Source organism: Nitrospirillum amazonense (assembly GCF_029594735.1).
GTDB lineage: Bacteria > Pseudomonadota > Alphaproteobacteria > Azospirillales > Azospirillaceae > Nitrospirillum > Nitrospirillum amazonense.
Genome location: NZ_JARPAF010000002.1, coordinates 1,696,065 through 1,711,354 on the forward strand (window position 1 = coordinate 1,696,065; position 15,290 = coordinate 1,711,354).

General features: G+C 68.9%; 9 protein-coding genes. 5 read left to right on the forward strand and 4 right to left on the reverse strand.

Annotated features, from left to right (window positions below; genetic code table 11):
• The first annotated feature begins 176 nt into the window (after positions 1-176).
• From P5F91_RS13840 to P5F91_RS13850, 3 genes are all read left to right on the forward strand, one after another.
• Entirely contained in the window at positions 177-4,064 is a 3,888-nt protein-coding gene (locus tag P5F91_RS13840; RefSeq protein WP_277907421.1) for a sensor histidine kinase, read from the forward strand.
• A 133-nt stretch (positions 4,065-4,197) separates the two neighbouring features.
• Positions 4,198-5,637: a M20/M25/M40 family metallo-hydrolase gene (locus tag P5F91_RS13845; RefSeq protein WP_277907422.1), complete on the forward strand. Its 1,440-nt coding sequence runs from the start codon at positions 4,198-4,200 to the stop codon at positions 5,635-5,637.
• A 142-nt stretch (positions 5,638-5,779) separates the two neighbouring features.
• Entirely contained in the window at positions 5,780-6,778 is a 999-nt protein-coding gene (locus P5F91_RS13850; protein WP_277907423.1) for a glycoside hydrolase family 18 protein, read from the forward strand.
• Here the strand turns inward: P5F91_RS13850 and P5F91_RS13855 are convergent.
• Positions 6,775-7,398 (reverse strand): helix-turn-helix transcriptional regulator, encoded by a 624-nt coding sequence (locus P5F91_RS13855; RefSeq protein ID WP_277907424.1) that lies wholly within the window; start codon positions 7,396-7,398, stop codon positions 6,775-6,777. The genes P5F91_RS13850 and P5F91_RS13855 overlap by 4 nt on opposite strands.
• 108 nt (positions 7,399-7,506) lie before the next feature.
• Between P5F91_RS13855 and P5F91_RS13860 the strand changes: the two genes are divergently transcribed.
• Positions 7,507-8,940 carry an MFS transporter gene (locus P5F91_RS13860; RefSeq protein ID WP_277907425.1) on the forward strand — a complete coding sequence of 478 codons (1,434 nt, stop codon included), beginning with the start codon at positions 7,507-7,509 and terminating at the stop codon, positions 8,938-8,940.
• A gap of 90 nt (positions 8,941-9,030) precedes the next feature.
• Here the strand turns inward: P5F91_RS13860 and P5F91_RS13865 are convergent, their stop codons facing one another.
• Positions 9,031-9,723, reverse strand: a complete 693-nt coding sequence (locus tag P5F91_RS13865; protein ID WP_277907426.1) for a Spy/CpxP family protein refolding chaperone — start codon at positions 9,721-9,723, stop codon at positions 9,031-9,033.
• Positions 9,724-9,950: 227 nt separating this feature from the next.
• Between P5F91_RS13865 and P5F91_RS13870 the strand changes: the two genes are divergently transcribed.
• Positions 9,951-12,665 (forward strand): DUF3369 domain-containing protein, encoded by a 2,715-nt coding sequence (locus tag P5F91_RS13870; protein ID WP_145609389.1) that lies wholly within the window; start codon positions 9,951-9,953, stop codon positions 12,663-12,665.
• A 162-nt stretch (positions 12,666-12,827) separates the two neighbouring features.
• Here the strand turns inward: P5F91_RS13870 and P5F91_RS13875 are convergent, their stop codons facing one another.
• Both P5F91_RS13875 and P5F91_RS13880 read right to left on the reverse strand, forming a co-directional pair.
• On the reverse strand, positions 12,828-13,655 hold the full coding sequence (locus tag P5F91_RS13875; protein ID WP_186454598.1) for a ProQ/FINO family protein: 828 nt from the start codon (positions 13,653-13,655) through the stop codon (positions 12,828-12,830).
• 591 nt (positions 13,656-14,246) lie between these two features.
• Positions 14,247-14,657, reverse strand: coding sequence for a helix-turn-helix domain-containing protein (locus P5F91_RS13880; RefSeq protein ID WP_044560789.1), 411 nt, complete (start codon positions 14,655-14,657; stop codon positions 14,247-14,249).
• Positions 14,658-15,290 lie beyond the last annotated feature (633 nt).

The window sequence follows — 15,290 nt, forward strand, 5'->3', positions numbered from 1 at the left end:
CAATAGGCCTGTTCCCCACCATCGCACAGTCCCTTTGCCGCAGGACGCAGTGGAACCGGTATCGTTGATTTTGTGGCGCGGCGCCGCCTTTCCTATAAAATCCAGGATTGTTCGGGCCACCCGTATCGGTGACTCCGGCGATTGCCGTCACCCTGGTGGTTGTGCTGATGCGCGTAGTGTCATTGTTCGTTGTGGTATGGCTGGCCGCCTTGGGGGCCGCCTGCGTCCCGTGGGGCGCGGCGCGGGCGGAGCCTGGACCATGGCAGGCGCTGGGGCAGACGGCATTCGAGCATATCGACCGCAGCCGGGGTTTGCCCAGCGATACCATCTTCTCCCTGGCGCAGGACCAGCGCGGCTTCATCTGGATCGGCACCACCAACGGCCTGGCCCGCTTCGACGGCTATCACATGCGGGTGTTCCAGCCGGATCCGGACGTGCCGGGCTCGCTGCCGGACGGCGTCATCCGCGCGCTGCATGTCGATCCCGCCGGCCGGCTGTGGATCGGCACCCACGTGGGCGGTCTGGCCCTCTACGACCCGGTGACGGAACGCTTCCGCACCATTGCCCCCGGCCCTGGGGGCGTCAGCGCCGCCACCATCTATGACATCAGCGACGACGGCGACGGCGGCGTCTGGGTCGCCACCCGCGGCGGCATGGATCACCTGAACGGCGATGGTCGGGTGCTGGAACGCTTCCGCCACGCCGACAAGGACGTGAAGGACAGGGCCCCCGGGGAACGGGCGCCAGGCGACGACGCGCTGCCCCACAGCACCGTCTTCACCGTGCACCAGGACCGCACCGGCGCCCTGTGGGCCGGGACCGCCAAGGGCCTGGTGGTGCGCGCGGCACGCAGCGACCGCTTCGCCCCGCCGCCGGTGGCGACGCCATCCCCCGCCGCCGTCGCCCTGTTGGCCGACAGCGTCTGGCAGATCGAGGAGGGGGCGGACGGCCGTCTATGGCTGGGCGGTGACCGCAGCGGCCTGGGCGTCTACGACCCGCGCGACCATTCCCTGACCGTCATCCGCCCGCAAGGCGAGGGGGAGCCGCCGCTGGCGGCCGTCACCATGCGGGGCGCCGTGGAGGTGCGCCCGGGGGTGCTGTGGGTGGCGACGCTGGGCAACGGCATCGCCGAGGTCGATGTGGCCAAGGGCGACTACCACACCATCCGGCATGAGCCGGACATCCCGGCCACCCTGTCCAGCAACGCCCTGCGCGCCATCCTCAAGGACCGGTCCGGCCTGATCTGGACGGGAGGCGACTCCGGCCTGGATGTGCACAATCCCACCAACGCCGCCCTGGTGACGCTATTCACCGGCAACGGCCGGCCGCCGCTGGGCGACCTGCCCACCATCAAGAGCGTGGCCGTGGCCCCTCAAGGCACGCTATGGCTGGGCGGCGATGGCGCCGTGCTGGTGTTCGATCCCACGACCCGCCAGGTGCGCCGCATCCTGGCCGGCGGCGCGCAAGCCGATCCGGAACACAGCCTGCCGCAACTGGACGTGCTGGCCATGACCCGGCACGCGGGCGGAGACGGCGCCGCACCGGGACACATCTGGGCGGGCACGCCCCGCGGCCTCTACCGCGTGGGCGAGGTGACGGGGACGGTGGACCGGGAGGCGCTGCCCACCGCCAACCCCTATCCCTACATCTCCCGCGTGATGACGGCGGGCGGGACCACCTGGGTGGGCACCTTTTCCGGCCTGGTGCGCGTCGATGCCGATGGCGCCAAAACGCTGTACCGGCACGACCCGGCCAATCCCGCCAGCCTGGTGGACGACCGCATCATCGCCTTGACGGTCGACCATACCGGGGCGGTGTGGGCCGGTACGGAACACGGGCTGAACCGTCTGGATCCGGCCACCGGCGCGGTGGAGCGCCTGGCCCATGACAAGAACGACCCCGGTTCCCTGCCGCATGACTATATCAACAGCCTGGCCGAGGATGGGCGGGGCCGGCTGTGGGTGGGGACCGCCCAGGGCGGCATCGCCATCCTGGAAGGGCGTGACGGTGGCGGCAAGCCGCGCTTCCGGACCCTGGACCGGCAAAACGGGCTGCCCAGCCTGCGCGTCAACAACCTGACCTATGACGGTCACGGCCATGTCTGGGCCACCACCGCGGACGAGCTGGTCAGCATCGATATGGACAGCCTGGCGGTGCGTGTGCTGGGCCCGGCGGAGAACGCCCTGATCCGCCGCTACTGGGAAAACGCCTCCGCCGTGACGCCGGACGGAAAGCTGCTGTTCGCCGGCGATGGCGGCATGACCATCGTGTCGCCCGACGCCATCACCGACTGGCGCTTCGCCCCGCCCCTGGCGGTGACCGACGTGCGGGTGGGGACACAGAGCGTGCCGCCCGCCGCCATCGAGGGCGTGCCCCTGGTCCTGCATCCCGGCGACCGGGGGTTCGAGGTGGAGTTCACGGCGCTGGACTTCTCCGCCCCCGACCGCAACCGCTATGCCGTCATGCTGGAAGGCTTCGACAGCGGCTGGCTGGACAAGGACGCGCAGCGGCGCCGCGCCGTCTACACCAACCTGGCGCCTGGCCGCTACCGCCTGCTGGTGCGGGGCAGTAACAAGGACGGGCAGTGGAACCCGCAGACCCTGTCGCTGCCCGTGACGGTGCTGCCGGCTTGGTACCAGACCTGGTGGTTTCGCATTCTGGCGGGGGCCAGCGTCATCGGCGCCGTGGCCCTTGCGGTCTGGGCCCGCCTGGCCTGGCACCGCCGCCGCCAGCGCGAGCTGGAGGAGCTGGTGGACGCGCGCACAGCGGACTTGGCGGCCTCCGCCGCCACCCTGCGGCGCGTGGGCGACGCGGGCCGTGACCTGTCGGCCTCGCTGGAGCGCGAGGCCATCTGCCGCGCCCTGCATGCCCATGTCGCGGAGCTGATGCCGGCTGCAGCCCTGCGCGTGGCCCTGTTCACCGAGCCCGAAGCCTCCAGCCTGTCCCTGGTCTACGCCGCCGGCACGCCGGATACCGACCTGGGCCCGCTGTCGCCGGAAGACCCGCTGTACCGGCGCGCGGCCGAGGGCGCCTCCACCAGCAGCGGACCCGACGATACCGCGCTCTACGCCCCCTTGCGCGTTGGTGGCCGCCGCCTGGGCGTGGTGGAGGTGCGCATCAGCCGGCCGGAGGCGGCGCTGCCCCGCCATGTCGAGGCCTTGCGCTCCATGGCGGCCTTCGCCGCCGTGGCCATCACCAACGCCGCCGCCTTCCGCGAGGTGGAGCAGGCGCGGGAGGAAACGGCGCAGACCCTGGCCAACCTGGAGAATGCCCTGACCCGCTTGGTGCAGCAGGAAAAGCTGGCCTCGCTGGGCAACCTGGTGGCGGTGGTGGCGCATGAGATCAACACGCCGCTGGGCGTCTCCGTCACCCTGGGCTCGCAGTTGCAGGGGGAAGTCGAGTCCCTCGCCGACGCCGTGGCGGAGAAGCGCCTGCGGCGGGGCGACCTGGACGAATTCCTGTCCCAGGCCCGGGATGAGTGCGAGATACTGAACCGCAACCTGCGCCGCGCCGCCGACCTGGTGCAGAGCTTCAAGCAGCTGTCGGTGGACCAGACCAGTGAGCGGGCGCGCGCCATCCCCCTGACGGAATACCTGCGTGAGACGTTGGTCAGCCTGGATCCCTTGCTGAAGGGCCATGGGGTGACTGCCACGGTGGACGGGCCCGCCGGCCTGATCGTGCCCACCCGGCCGGGGCAGCTCGCCCAGGTGCTGACCAACCTGGTGCAGAACGCGGTGGTCCATGCCTTCGACGGGGTGGACCAACCGGCCATCCATATCCAGGTGGCGGGCACGCCGGGCGGCCAAGCCACCGTCACCGTGTCCGACAACGGGCGGGGCATGACCGCCGACCTGGCGGCCCAGGCGTTCGAGCCCTTCTTCACCACCAAGCAGGGTGCCGGCGGGTCCGGCCTGGGCCTGCATATCGTGCACAACCTGGTGACCGGCCCCCTGCGGGGGGAACTGACCCTGGACAGCCTGCCGGGCGAGGGGACGCGCATCCACATTGCGCTGGGCAGCTTCCAGCCCAGCGAGGCGCCGCCGGTGCTGGAACCCAGCCTGTAAAAACACATGTCATTGTGACAACTGGGTGGTGGCCTTTCGGGCTCACGCCGTGGCAGTTTCCTAATCCAATGACGGACGGGGGCAATGGCGGGGGGCCGCTTCCGGGACGTTGCGACGGATGGGAGACAAGGGCGTGTTGGGATTTAAGAACAAGGCCTTGGGCACGGGCGTCGTCATGGGCGTGGCCCTGGGCGGGATCGCGGGTCTGCTCGCCACCGCGGCGTGGGCCGACGCGGGGCCGGCCACCATTCCGGCTTCGGCGCTCAGCAGCGTGAAGGAACTGCAGAAACGCGCGCTGGCCGGCAGCGGCGCCTATGAGGTGGTGGAATCGCTGACCACCCAGGTCGGGCCGCGCCTGCCCGGCACGCCCAACGACGCGGCCGCCGTGGCCTGGGCGGTCAAGGCCATGAAGGACATGGGCCTGCAGGACGTCCACACCGAGGCCGTGCCCATGCCCGGCTGGCGGCGCGGCCTGGAACGCGCCAGCATCATCGCCCCCATGCCGCAGCCGGTGGCCGTGGCGGCGCTGGGCGCCAGCGTGGGCACCGGGCCGGAGGGCATCGAGGCCGAGGTGGTGCGCTTCGCCAGTCTGGCGGACCTGAAGGCTGCACCCGCCGGCTCGCTGACCGGCAAGATCGCCTACATCGCCCTGCCCATGGCCCGCACCCAAGACGGCAGCGGCTATGGCGAGGCCGTGGCCATGCGCATCGCCGGCCCGGCGGCGGCGGCCAAGAAGGGCGCGGTGGCGGTCATCATCCGCTCCGTCGGCACCGACGCGCATCGCACGCCCCACACCGGCATGACGCGGTATGAGGACGGCGTGGCCAAGATCCCGGCCGGCGCCATCTCCACCATCGACGCCGGCCAGATCGACCGCCTGCTGGAGCGTGGACCGGTGAAGATGAAGCTGGTGCTGGATGTGGGCCCCCTGGATCCCATCACCACCTACACCGTCGTGGGCGACCTGAAGGGCACGGAGAAGCCGGATGAGATCGTGGTGATGGGCGCGCACCTGGACAGCTGGGACCTGGGCACGGGCGCTATCGACGACGGTGCCGGCGTGGCCATCGCCCTGGCCTCTGCCAAGCTGATCAAGGGCCTGCCGGAAAAGCCCAAGCGCACCCTGCGCATCGTGCTGTTCGCGGCGGAGGAGGAGGGCACCTACGGCGCCGCCGCCTACGGCAAGGCCCACGCGGCCGACGCCGCGCATTATGTTCTGGGTACCGAGGCCGACCTGGGCATCGGCCCCGTCTGGCAGTTCAAGCTGAAGTCCAACGCCAATGCCGAGGGCGCCATCGCCGCCATGGCCGCGGCCCTGAAGCCCTTGCGCGTCATCCAGGGTGCCGATGGGGAGGGTGAAAGCTCCGATCTGGGCCCCATGGCCGAGGCCGGCATGCCGGTGGCGGAACTGTCGCTCGACGCCACCACCTACTTCGACATCCACCACACCGCCGACGACACCCTGGACCGGATCGACCGTCCCACCATCGACCAGTCCACGGCCGCCTACGCCAGCGTGCTGTGGCTGGCCATGCAGGCCGGCGGCACCTTCCGCGCGCCGGGGGGCAAATAAGCGCGTGAAACGGGGCGGGGCTATCCGGCCCGCCCCCATTTTCCATCAAATGACGATATTGCCGGAATAGCCGGTGCCCTCCTTCCCACCCCCTCCACTACGGTTGCCCAGACCGTCTGGGATGAGGGGGGAGGGACAGGGCATGGGGTTGGGCCATTTCTTTCGGCGTGCGGGGCAGGCATTACCCGTTCTGCTGGCGCTGGCGGCCGGGGCGGCGCAAGGGGCCGATACCCGCTTGGGATTCGCTCCCTATGTCGACCTGACCGGCGACCCCGACCTTGCCGCCTGGGCCAAAGCCACCGGCCAGAAGGGCCTCACGCTGGCCTTCTTCAATGCCCAGGGCGCCTGCCAAGGCGGCTGGCCCATTCCCGAGGCGCGGCTGATGGAACGGGTGGCCGCCTTCCGCGCCGCTGGGGGCGCGGTGATCCTGTCCAGCGGCGGCTGGAACGCCGACGACCTGGCGGAGCGCTGCACCGGCGCCGACGCCATCGCCGACCAGTATGACGCGGCGCTGACGCGCCTGGGCATCGACCACCTGGACATCGATGCCGAGGATGGCGACGTGCATGACAATCTGCGTCCCGCCATCGTCGCGGCGCGTACCCAGGGATTACGCCGCCTGCAGGACCGTTGGGATGCGGCGGGCAAGGTGCTGCGCCTGTCCTTCACCCTGGCCGTGCGCCCGGACCTGGGCATGCGCCCCATCGATCTCGCGGTGCTGCGGTCGGCGGTGGCGGCCGGCGTGCGCTTCGACGTCGTCAACCTCATGACCATGGACTACCGCGACGGCAAGTCCGCCGGCCGCATGGGCCTCCGGTCGGTGGAAGGGCTGGTTCACGTCCGCCAGCAATTGGAAACCCTGCTGCCCGGCCGCGCGGATGCCCAATACTGGAGCATGATCGCGGCCACGCCCATGATCGGCCAGAACGACGCGGGGGATGAGGTCTTCACCCTGGCCGACGCCGCCCTGCTGCGCACCTTCGCCGACCAGCACGGCCTGGCCGGCCTGTCGTTCTGGCAAATCGAGCGGGACAGCGGCGCCTGCCCCGGCGACGGCAAGGCGCGCAACGACTGCAGCGGCCAGGATCAGGCGCCGAACGCCTATGCCCGAACGTTTTCCGGATTTGCTGGGAAACGCTAGGGGACGATCCGATACGCACAGCGCCGTGCGCCATTCGGAACGTGTTCTGTCCGCTCCACCTGAGCGCCCAGCGCGGTACGGAAGGTTTCCAGTTCCGACCGGCAGAAGCCGGCGCAGGCCGTGGCGGCGGCGCAGATGGGGCAGTGGTTCTCCACCAGCAGCCAGCTGCCGTCATCCAGCATCCAACTGTCGGCCATATAGCCTTCCGCCGAGCGGATGGCGGCCAGACGGCGGACACGCTCGGCCAGGTCAGGGGCATCCGCCAGTTCGGCGCGATAGCGGGCGAGGGTCTCCGCCTCCCGCGCGGCGATGACGGCATCCAGGGCGCCGGCGCCCAATTCCGCCACCAGGGTGGACAGCAGGGTGGTGGTCAGCGCTGCATGGCCATCCGGAAACTGGGCATGGCCCGCCGCCGTCAGGTGCCATAGCTGGCGGGGACGGCCGCGGCCGGCCGCCCCTTCGCCGACGCTGACCACCAGGCCATCTTCGGCCATGCGCGACAGCTGCTGGCGCGCCGCCTCGCCGGTGATGCCCAGCGCGGCGGCCAGGGTCGCGGTGGCCTGGGGCCCTTCCGTCTTCAACAGCAGCAGGATGCGGTTCACGGGTGACTGGCGGGTCATATTCCAAGTTTCAGCTTGCTTAAATCTAGGCCGGACATATTTTCCAATTAATAACTTGGAAAAAATCATCCGACAGGTCAAGGATAAGCCCGCGAGGAAAATCACCCCATGTCCGTGAACCCCCGACCCGAGCCCGCCGAGGCGCCCCGGCCCCCCGCCGTCTCGATCTTCCAGCTGTTCTCCCCCAGGCTGTTGCCCGCCACCCTCATGCTGGGCGGCGGCGTCACCCTGTTCGCGGTGGAAACCTATGTCACCGCCACGGTGGCGCCCTCCGTGGTGCGCGACATCGGCGGGCTGGAGCTGTTCGCCTGGGTCACCACGCTGTATGTCGCGGCGGCGGTGCTGGGGTCATTGTTCGTGGCCTTGCGGCCCCGGGCGTTGGGCCTGCGCGGCGTCTATACCGTGGGTGCCCTCGTGTTCAGCGCCGGCAGCCTGGTCTGCGGCCTGGCGCCGTCCATGCCCGTGGTGCTGCTGGGGCGTACGGTGCAGGGCCTGGGGGCCGGCATGCTCTCGGGGCTCGCCTACGCCTTCATCCGGCATGTCTACCCTGAGCCGCTGTGGCGCAAGGCCTCGACCCTCTATGCCGCCATCTGGGGGGTGGCAACCTTTCTGGGCCCCACCGCCGGCGGCCTGTTCGCCGATGGCTCCGCCTGGCGCTGGGCCTTTTTCATCCTGCTGCCGCCGGCCTTGATCATGGCGCTGTCCGCTCCGCGCCTGCTACCTCGGGTGGCGGATGAGCGTGCCGACGCCCGCGCGCCCCTGGCACAGATCGGCCTGCTGCTGGCGGCGGTGCTGCTGGTCAGCACGGCGGGAACGGAGGAGCGCGGGGACCTGAAGGCCGGGCTGCTGGCGGGGTCGCTGGCGCTGTTCGCCGCCATGCTGGTGGTGGAACGCCGCGCCCCTCTCCGCCTGCTGCCCCAGGGGGCGGTGCTGCTGGGCCAGCCTATCGCCCGGCTATACCTCATCATGTTCGGCCTGATCGTCACCGTCTCCAGTGATGTCTACATCCCCTATTTCCTGCAGACCCTGCACGGTGTGGCGCCCCTGGCCTCAGGGTATCTGGTGGCGCTGGTGGCGCTGGGTTGGACGCTGACCGCCTTTTTCACCGGCACGCTCAGCGGCGGACGGGCGGTGCTGGCCATCAGCGCCGGCTGCGCGCTGGAAGCGGGTGCGACGCTGGCCCTGGCCCCCGTGCTGGGTGGTTCCGGGGTCTGGGACCGCCCGGTGGCCCTGCTGCCCGCGATCCTGGCCATGCTGGCCATGGGCGGCGGCGTGGGCCTGTGCTGGGCCCATTTGGTGGCGGGCGTCCTGAAGCGGGCGGGGGAGGCGGAGCAGGACAAGGCGTCGGCCGCCATCGCCACCATGCAGTCCCTGGGCGGGGCCCTCGGCGCCGCCTTGTCCGGCGTCATCGCCAACAGCGCCGGCCTGGTCGACCCGGGCGGCATCATCGGCGGCCAGTCGGCCGCCCACTGGCTGTTCCTGTTGATGGCGGTGCCCGGCGCCATCGCCTGCCTGGTGTCGCTGGTGCCCAACCGCGCCTAGGTGACCCACACACAAATAAATAAAAACGGCGGCGGATCCCAACGATCCGCCGCCGTCTTCATTCACATGGTCCCAACCGTCCGGTCAGGATCAGTTGGCGTCGTCCGGCAGGTCCGGCGGGGGCGGCATGTCGCCGTCGTCATCGCCGTCCGGGCCGGGACGGCCGGGACCGCCGTGCATGCCCTGGTCACCGGGACCGGGGCCACCGAAGCGGCCGCCGCCGAAGCCATGATGGCCGCCGAAGCCGTGCGGACCATGATGCGGGCCGATGGCCCGCGCCAGCATGGTGTCTGCCTTTTCCTTTTGTTCCGGGGTGAAGCTGGCGTACAGCGGCGCCAGCACGGCCTTCATCTCGCTGATGTGCTTGGCGTGTTCGGCCGCCATCTTCTCGGCGCGGTCCAGGCGGTCGGTCAGCGAGGGCGGGGCGGGGCGCTCGACCGGCTGGCCGGCTTTTCGGGCGGCCTCGATCTGCTCCCAACGCGCCTTGTGCTCGGCCTCGAACTTCTCGGCCTTCTGTTTCATTTCCTCGGCGTTGGCGCGAACGACGGCCTCGAACTTCTTCCACTGCCCTTCCTGGGCGGCAGTGATTTTCAGTTCGGCCTTCAAGAAGGCCAGTCGGCCATCCACATGTTCCCACGGACCGCCGCGATGGTGCTCATGCGCCATCGCCATCGGGGCCGGAGCCGGATGGGACGTGTCCTGGGCGAAAGCGCCTGCCGCCACACCGATGGCAAAGACACCGACCGCCAAGGTCGAAAGGAGTTGGGTACGAAAGCGGGACATGGATCTACAAGCCTCGTCAGGTTCGTCTTCGCCGTTCTAGAACCGGCTAAGCGGATATACGGGCCAACATGGAAAAACTGTCGCCGAACGCTGATGAAACCTTAAGAGGAATGTCCCGATTGGGGTATCTGCGTTAGTCTGATGTGACAAGCCATCTCGCAATACAGGGGTGGCGCATAGGGGGACCGCCGGCAGAAAGGCGTGTTTCCCCAAGGGGAAGAGGGCCGATGCAGGGTATGGACGAGGAGCCCATGTGGCGGGACGAGGATGACGGCGGAGCCAACCCACGGCGGCCGGACGTCTTGCCCCCCTGGAAGATCCTTGTCATCGACGACGACGCCGAAGTCCACGCCCTGACCCGCATGGTCCTGAACCGTCTGCGCTTCCGCGACCGCAAGGTAGAGATCCTGTCCGCCCATTCCGGGGCGGAGGGGTTCCGGATACTGGCGGAGGTGCCGGACATCGCCGTCGTGCTGCTGGACGTGGTGATGGAAACCGACGACGCCGGCCTGGTGCTGGCCCGCCGCATCCGCCGCGATCTGGGCAACGAGGCGACGCGCATCATCCTGCGCACCGGGCAGCCGGGCATGGCGCCGGAGGAACAGGTCATCGTCGACTACGACATCGACGATTACCGCCCCAAGGCGGACCTCAGCGCCGCGCGCCTCACCACCACCATCATCACCGCCCTGCGGTCCTATGGCCACATCATGGCGCTGGAGGAGAATAAGCGCGGGCTGGAGCGCATCATCGACAGCGCCGCCACCCTGTTCCAAATTCGGTCCATGCGTGACTTCGCTACCGGTGTCCTGACCCAGGTGGGCAGCTTTCTCAGTTGCGGTCCCCTGGGCGTGGTCTGCGTGCACGCGCTGGAGGGGCAGCCCCTGAGCGTGCTGGCCGCCAGCGGCGTCTACGCCTACCTGAACGGCCAGGCGAACGCGCCGATCCCCGGCGCCGAGCTGATCGAGCGGGCGCTCAGCACCAAACGGTCCCTGTTCGTGGACGACCTCAGCGTGCTGCACATTTCCAGCCGCGAGGTGGGGCGCACGGTGGTGTTGATCAAGGCGCAAGACCCGCCTTCCAACATGGACCAGCGGTTGCTAGAGCTGTTCGCCACCAAGATCCCGGCCGGCTTCGACAATGTCAGCCTGCTGGAAGGGCTGGAGGGCGACGTGGCCCGCCGCACGCGGGACCTGAAGGCCACCAATGCCATGCTGACGGAGAAGCAGGAGCGGCTGGAGCGCCAGGCCCATGACCTGGCGGTGCTGGCCCGCGACCTGGATCGCGCGCGCGTCCAGGCCCAAGCCGCCAGCCAGAGCAAATCGGAATTCCTGGCCAATATGAGCCATGAGATCCGCACCCCCATGAACGGTGTCATGGGCATGGTGCAGCTGCTACTGGACACCCCGCTGAACGAAGAGCAGCGGGGATTCACCCAGGCCATCCGCGAAAGCGCCGAGGCCCTGCTGGGCGTCATCGACGACATCCTGGACATCTCCAAGCTGGAGGCGGGCAAGGTCGACCTGGACATCGTCGACTTCTCCCTGGGTGGCCTGCTGGACGGTGTCGCCACCATCCTGGCGCCCCGGGCGCGGGAAAAGGGCCTGGCCTTCCGCACGGAACTGCTGGGGGGCGATGATCAGGGCGGCGATCTGGACGCCGGCGGCCGGCTGGTGCTGGTGCGGGGCGATCCCACCCGCCTACGCCAGATCCTGGTCAACCTGGTGGGCAACGCCATCAAGTTCACCCTGCGCGGCGAGGTCAACGTCAGCCTGACGCTGACGCCGCAGGCGCGGGCCAACGGCCGTGCCGGCCTCAGCCTGCGGGGGGAGGTGAGGGACACCGGCATCGGCGTCAATGCCGAGCAGGCGGCCCGCCTGTTCGAAAGCTTCAGCCAGGCCGACACCTCCATCACCCGGCGCTTCGGCGGCACGGGTCTGGGGCTGGCCATTTGCCGCCAGCTGGTGGAACTGATGGGCGGCACCATCGGCGTGTCCAGCCAACCCGGCACCGGCAGCACCTTTTGGTTCACGGTACCGCTGGAACCGGCGGAACAGCCCTTTCAGGAGGGGTTCACGGCGCCCTTGCCCGCCAGCCGCCCGTCGCCCGCGGTCTGGGGCGGCAGCGGCGCACCGCCCACGCCGGCGGAAGGCCGCGGCGTGGGGCGCTGTGTCCTGCTGGTGGAGGACAATCCCGTGAACCAGGAGGTGGCCAGCCTGATGCTGGCCAAGGAAGGGTTCGAGGCGGTCCTGGTGCAGGACGGGGTCGACGCGCTGGAGGCAGTGCGTTGCCGGCGCTTCGACCTGGTGCTGATGGACATCCAGATGCCGCGCATGGACGGCATCGAGGCCACGCGGCGCATGCGCGCCATGGGCGCCCGCATGCCCATCATCGCCATCACCGCCAACGCCATGGCGGGCATGCGCGAGGAATACCTGGCCGCAGGCATGGACGATTATGTCGCCAAGCCCTTCGACCGGGGCCATTTCATCGGCAAGGTGGTGCACTGGGCCTGCGGCCAGGCCGCCGAACCGGAGACTCCGCCGGAACCCGTGGCCTCGGTGCCGCCCCTGTTCGGCATCCTGGCAGAGGACAGGTTGGGTGAATTGGCCGCCATGGCGGCACGCCCGGACTTCATCCGCATCGTGAGCGGCTTCCTCACCCTGGGTAAGCAGCGGGTGGAAACGCTGGCGGAGGCGGCACGCAACCGCGACCTGAAGGCCTTGCGCGCGGAGTCGCACGACCTGATGGCCACCGCCGGCACCTGCGGCCTGATCCGCCTGCAGGATCTAGCCATGGCCCTGCATGAGGCCTGCGTGGCGGCGGACCTGGACCGCGCCGTGGCCGTCGCCCAATCGGCAGTGGAGTTCGGGCGGCAGGATTGGGAACTTCTGCGTGAGCGCTTCCTCTCCGACGCCGAAGACCAGCCGCCACCCATCTGACGTGTGCCCAACCGGCCGGCCCCGAACCGTCTGGCCCCGAACTGTCTGGCCCCGAACTGTCTGGGCCCGAACTGTTTGGGCCGTCGCGCGAACAGAAACGGCCTCCCCGGGGATCGGGGAGGCCGTTGTCATGAGGCCGGGATGCCTTGGCAAAGAAGGGGCTTACTGGAACGTCGTGTCCAAGGCGCGCAGGGTCCACAGGGCCTGCTCGCGCTCCTCGGGCTCGATGCGTTCCGCCCGGCCGCCATCCAGGGTGACGCGTCGGGTGTTGCGCACCACGGCGGCCAGATAGGCCGGGTGGGCGCGATAGACGAACAGGAAGGACTCGGCGGCGGCGATCAACTCGGCGTCACCCAGGGCGCGGGCCAATTCCTTTTCCACCGTCAGGCTCAGCGGCACCGGATCCTCGGGGAAGGCCTCGGGGAAGCGGCGGCTCAGCTGGGCATGGACGTTGGCCAGGTCTTCCGGCAGTTCCAGCGCCGTGCCGGCCACACGGGGCAGCGAGATGGTGGCGCCGTCGAAATCGTTCACCACCACGCGCGGCGGCCACAGGACGTGCGGCCGGTCGCTGGCGTCATCCTCACGGCCGCGGCCGCCATGGGCGGGGCGCCCGCCGGGACGGCCGCGCTGCTCACCGCCGTGGGGGCGGCTGTCGCGGTTGTCCTGGTAACGGTTCTCCAGGGCCCGGTAGTTGGGGCGGAAATCGCTGTCCGGCCGCTCATAATCATGATGCGCAGGACGGTAGGGCGCGTCGCCGCGGGACTGGCGGCGCTCCCCGAACTCCTGGTCCGGCTGGCGGTCGCCCCGGTCGAAGCGACCGGTGTCACGATCGGCGTGACCGCCGCTGCGGCTACGTACCGGCGTAGGGGCCCGTTCCAGGACGACGACGCGTTTTGTTGCGCCGCGGTCACCGACGGTGCCGCGCTGCGCGGCGTCGAGAGTCAGTTTAGTTTCAAAGCCCAGCGGCTTCTTGAGAGATAAAGTTGTCATGGCATCCATCCCGGCTCAAGGCAACGATACCAGCTTTTTGCTGCGGTGCCGCAACCAGAAAGTCAGTTCCAAGCCCTCGTTTGGTGCAGCCTTGATTTAACCAGCGTGCATGACCCGAGCCTTCGCGTGCCAAGGTCGCGCCATCCGGTCGCCATCCGCCCCACCGCAGGGGCGGAGGCGGACGAAAACGTTAATGAAACCGGAGACGAAACGAATAACGGCATGGAAGTGGCTGGTGGCGACCCCTGTTCGGTATCGTCGTGCCCCATGACCATCACTATCTGCCCCAGCGGTTAAAGAAAGTTTTACAAGGCTCACGTGTAACGGCAGGCCCCCGCAGTCTTCCTGTTTTCTGCCTGCATGTCCGCTGCGCGCGCGTTGCAGGGCGGGCAATGGTCCCTGGCCTTGGTCAACCCTTCGCGCAAGCCGGGCGAAGACATCAGCCAGGAAGGCAATCCCAAACAAAAAGCCGGACGATGACGGTCGAGTCATCGTCCGGCTTCTTCAATTGATCCGCACCGTGGATGGTTCCGAACCATGCCGCAATGCAAAACGGATAGGCTTAACGGCCTTTGAAGGCCGCCTTTGGCATCAGCCGTTATGGTTGGCCAGCGACTTGGCCAAGGCCATGATGCTGTCGCGCACCGAGCTTTCGGTGATACGGGAATAGGCCCGCACCAGTTCCAGGGTCTCGCGCCGCTCGCTGGGCGGGCGGCCACCTTCCACCGCCGCCTCGATGGCCGGCGCCGGGATCTGCCCCTGGGGCCCCAGGCCGTCGAAGAAGAAGCTGATGGGAACGTCCAGCACCTGGGCGATCTTGTGCAGCATGGAGGCGGAGATGCGATTGGCGCCGCGCTCGTATTTCTGCACCTGCTGGAAGGTCAAGCCGATGGCCTCGCCCAGCTTTTCCTGGCTCATGCCGATGAGGGTGCGGCGCAGGCGCACGCGCCCGCCGACATAACTGTCCACGCTGGTGCCGGTCTCTTCCTCGGCCGCCAGCATGGTGCGCTTGCGGGTCTTGCCCCGGCCGGTGTTCGGCTTGTCCGTCGTCGTCATTTCCTAAATCCTATCGCTCGTGAGGGGGCGAGGCAGTCTCCCCAGGATATCCACGGGAATTGTGGCCATCTTGGGGACTTGGCCTCTCTGACCACCGCCATCAAGGGCCGATACACGGCACCCCCAGCACGGGATCGTCGCCAATTTCGCCGCCCGGGTCCGCTACCCGCCTCCGCCATCCGCGCTCAGCCGTACGGGAAAGGCGACGCCGCGAATAAAGGAAGGGGCCGAACCGGGGCAGTCCTTATAAAGACATCGTAAACAAGTTTACATACGGTAAATAAGGGAATTCCCCTATTCCTGATAGACTACAAAGTAGGGGATAGGGGCCCCGCCGGCATCCCTGTCCTGCAGAGGTAGTTCTTTCCCCCGCCGGCTGCGGGTCCCATGACCACACCCCCGCGAAAAAGGTGCAGCACATCGCCGCGCGTGCGCGGGCAAAGGGTATAGGCCCCGCCGGACGGACAGGGCGCCGAACAGCGCCCAAACTCCAACGGGGCCCAAACGCCAACGGGGCGCGACCTTGGCCGCGCCCCGTCCCGACTCGCAAGATATGAGGTGATGCCGCCCCCGGGCAGA

What these genes read in the sequence shown, in the direction of transcription:
- P5F91_RS13850 (WP_277907423.1), top strand. Translation starts at nt 5,780, where the DNA reads ATGGGGTTGGGCCATTTCTTTCGGCGTGCGGGGCAGGCATTACCCGTT.
- P5F91_RS13855 (WP_277907424.1), bottom strand. Translation starts at nt 7,398, where the DNA reads ATGACCCGCCAGTCACCCGTGAACCGCATCCTGCTGCTGTTGAAGACG.
- P5F91_RS13860 (WP_277907425.1), top strand. Translation starts at nt 7,507, where the DNA reads ATGTCCGTGAACCCCCGACCCGAGCCCGCCGAGGCGCCCCGGCCCCCC.
- P5F91_RS13865 (WP_277907426.1), bottom strand. Translation starts at nt 9,723, where the DNA reads ATGTCCCGCTTTCGTACCCAACTCCTTTCGACCTTGGCGGTCGGTGTC.
- P5F91_RS13870 (WP_145609389.1), top strand. Translation starts at nt 9,951, where the DNA reads ATGCAGGGTATGGACGAGGAGCCCATGTGGCGGGACGAGGATGACGGC.
- P5F91_RS13875 (WP_186454598.1), bottom strand. Translation starts at nt 13,655, where the DNA reads ATGACAACTTTATCTCTCAAGAAGCCGCTGGGCTTTGAAACTAAACTG.
- P5F91_RS13880 (WP_044560789.1), bottom strand. Translation starts at nt 14,657, where the DNA reads ATGCTGGCGGCCGAGGAAGAGACCGGCACCAGCGTGGACAGTTATGTC.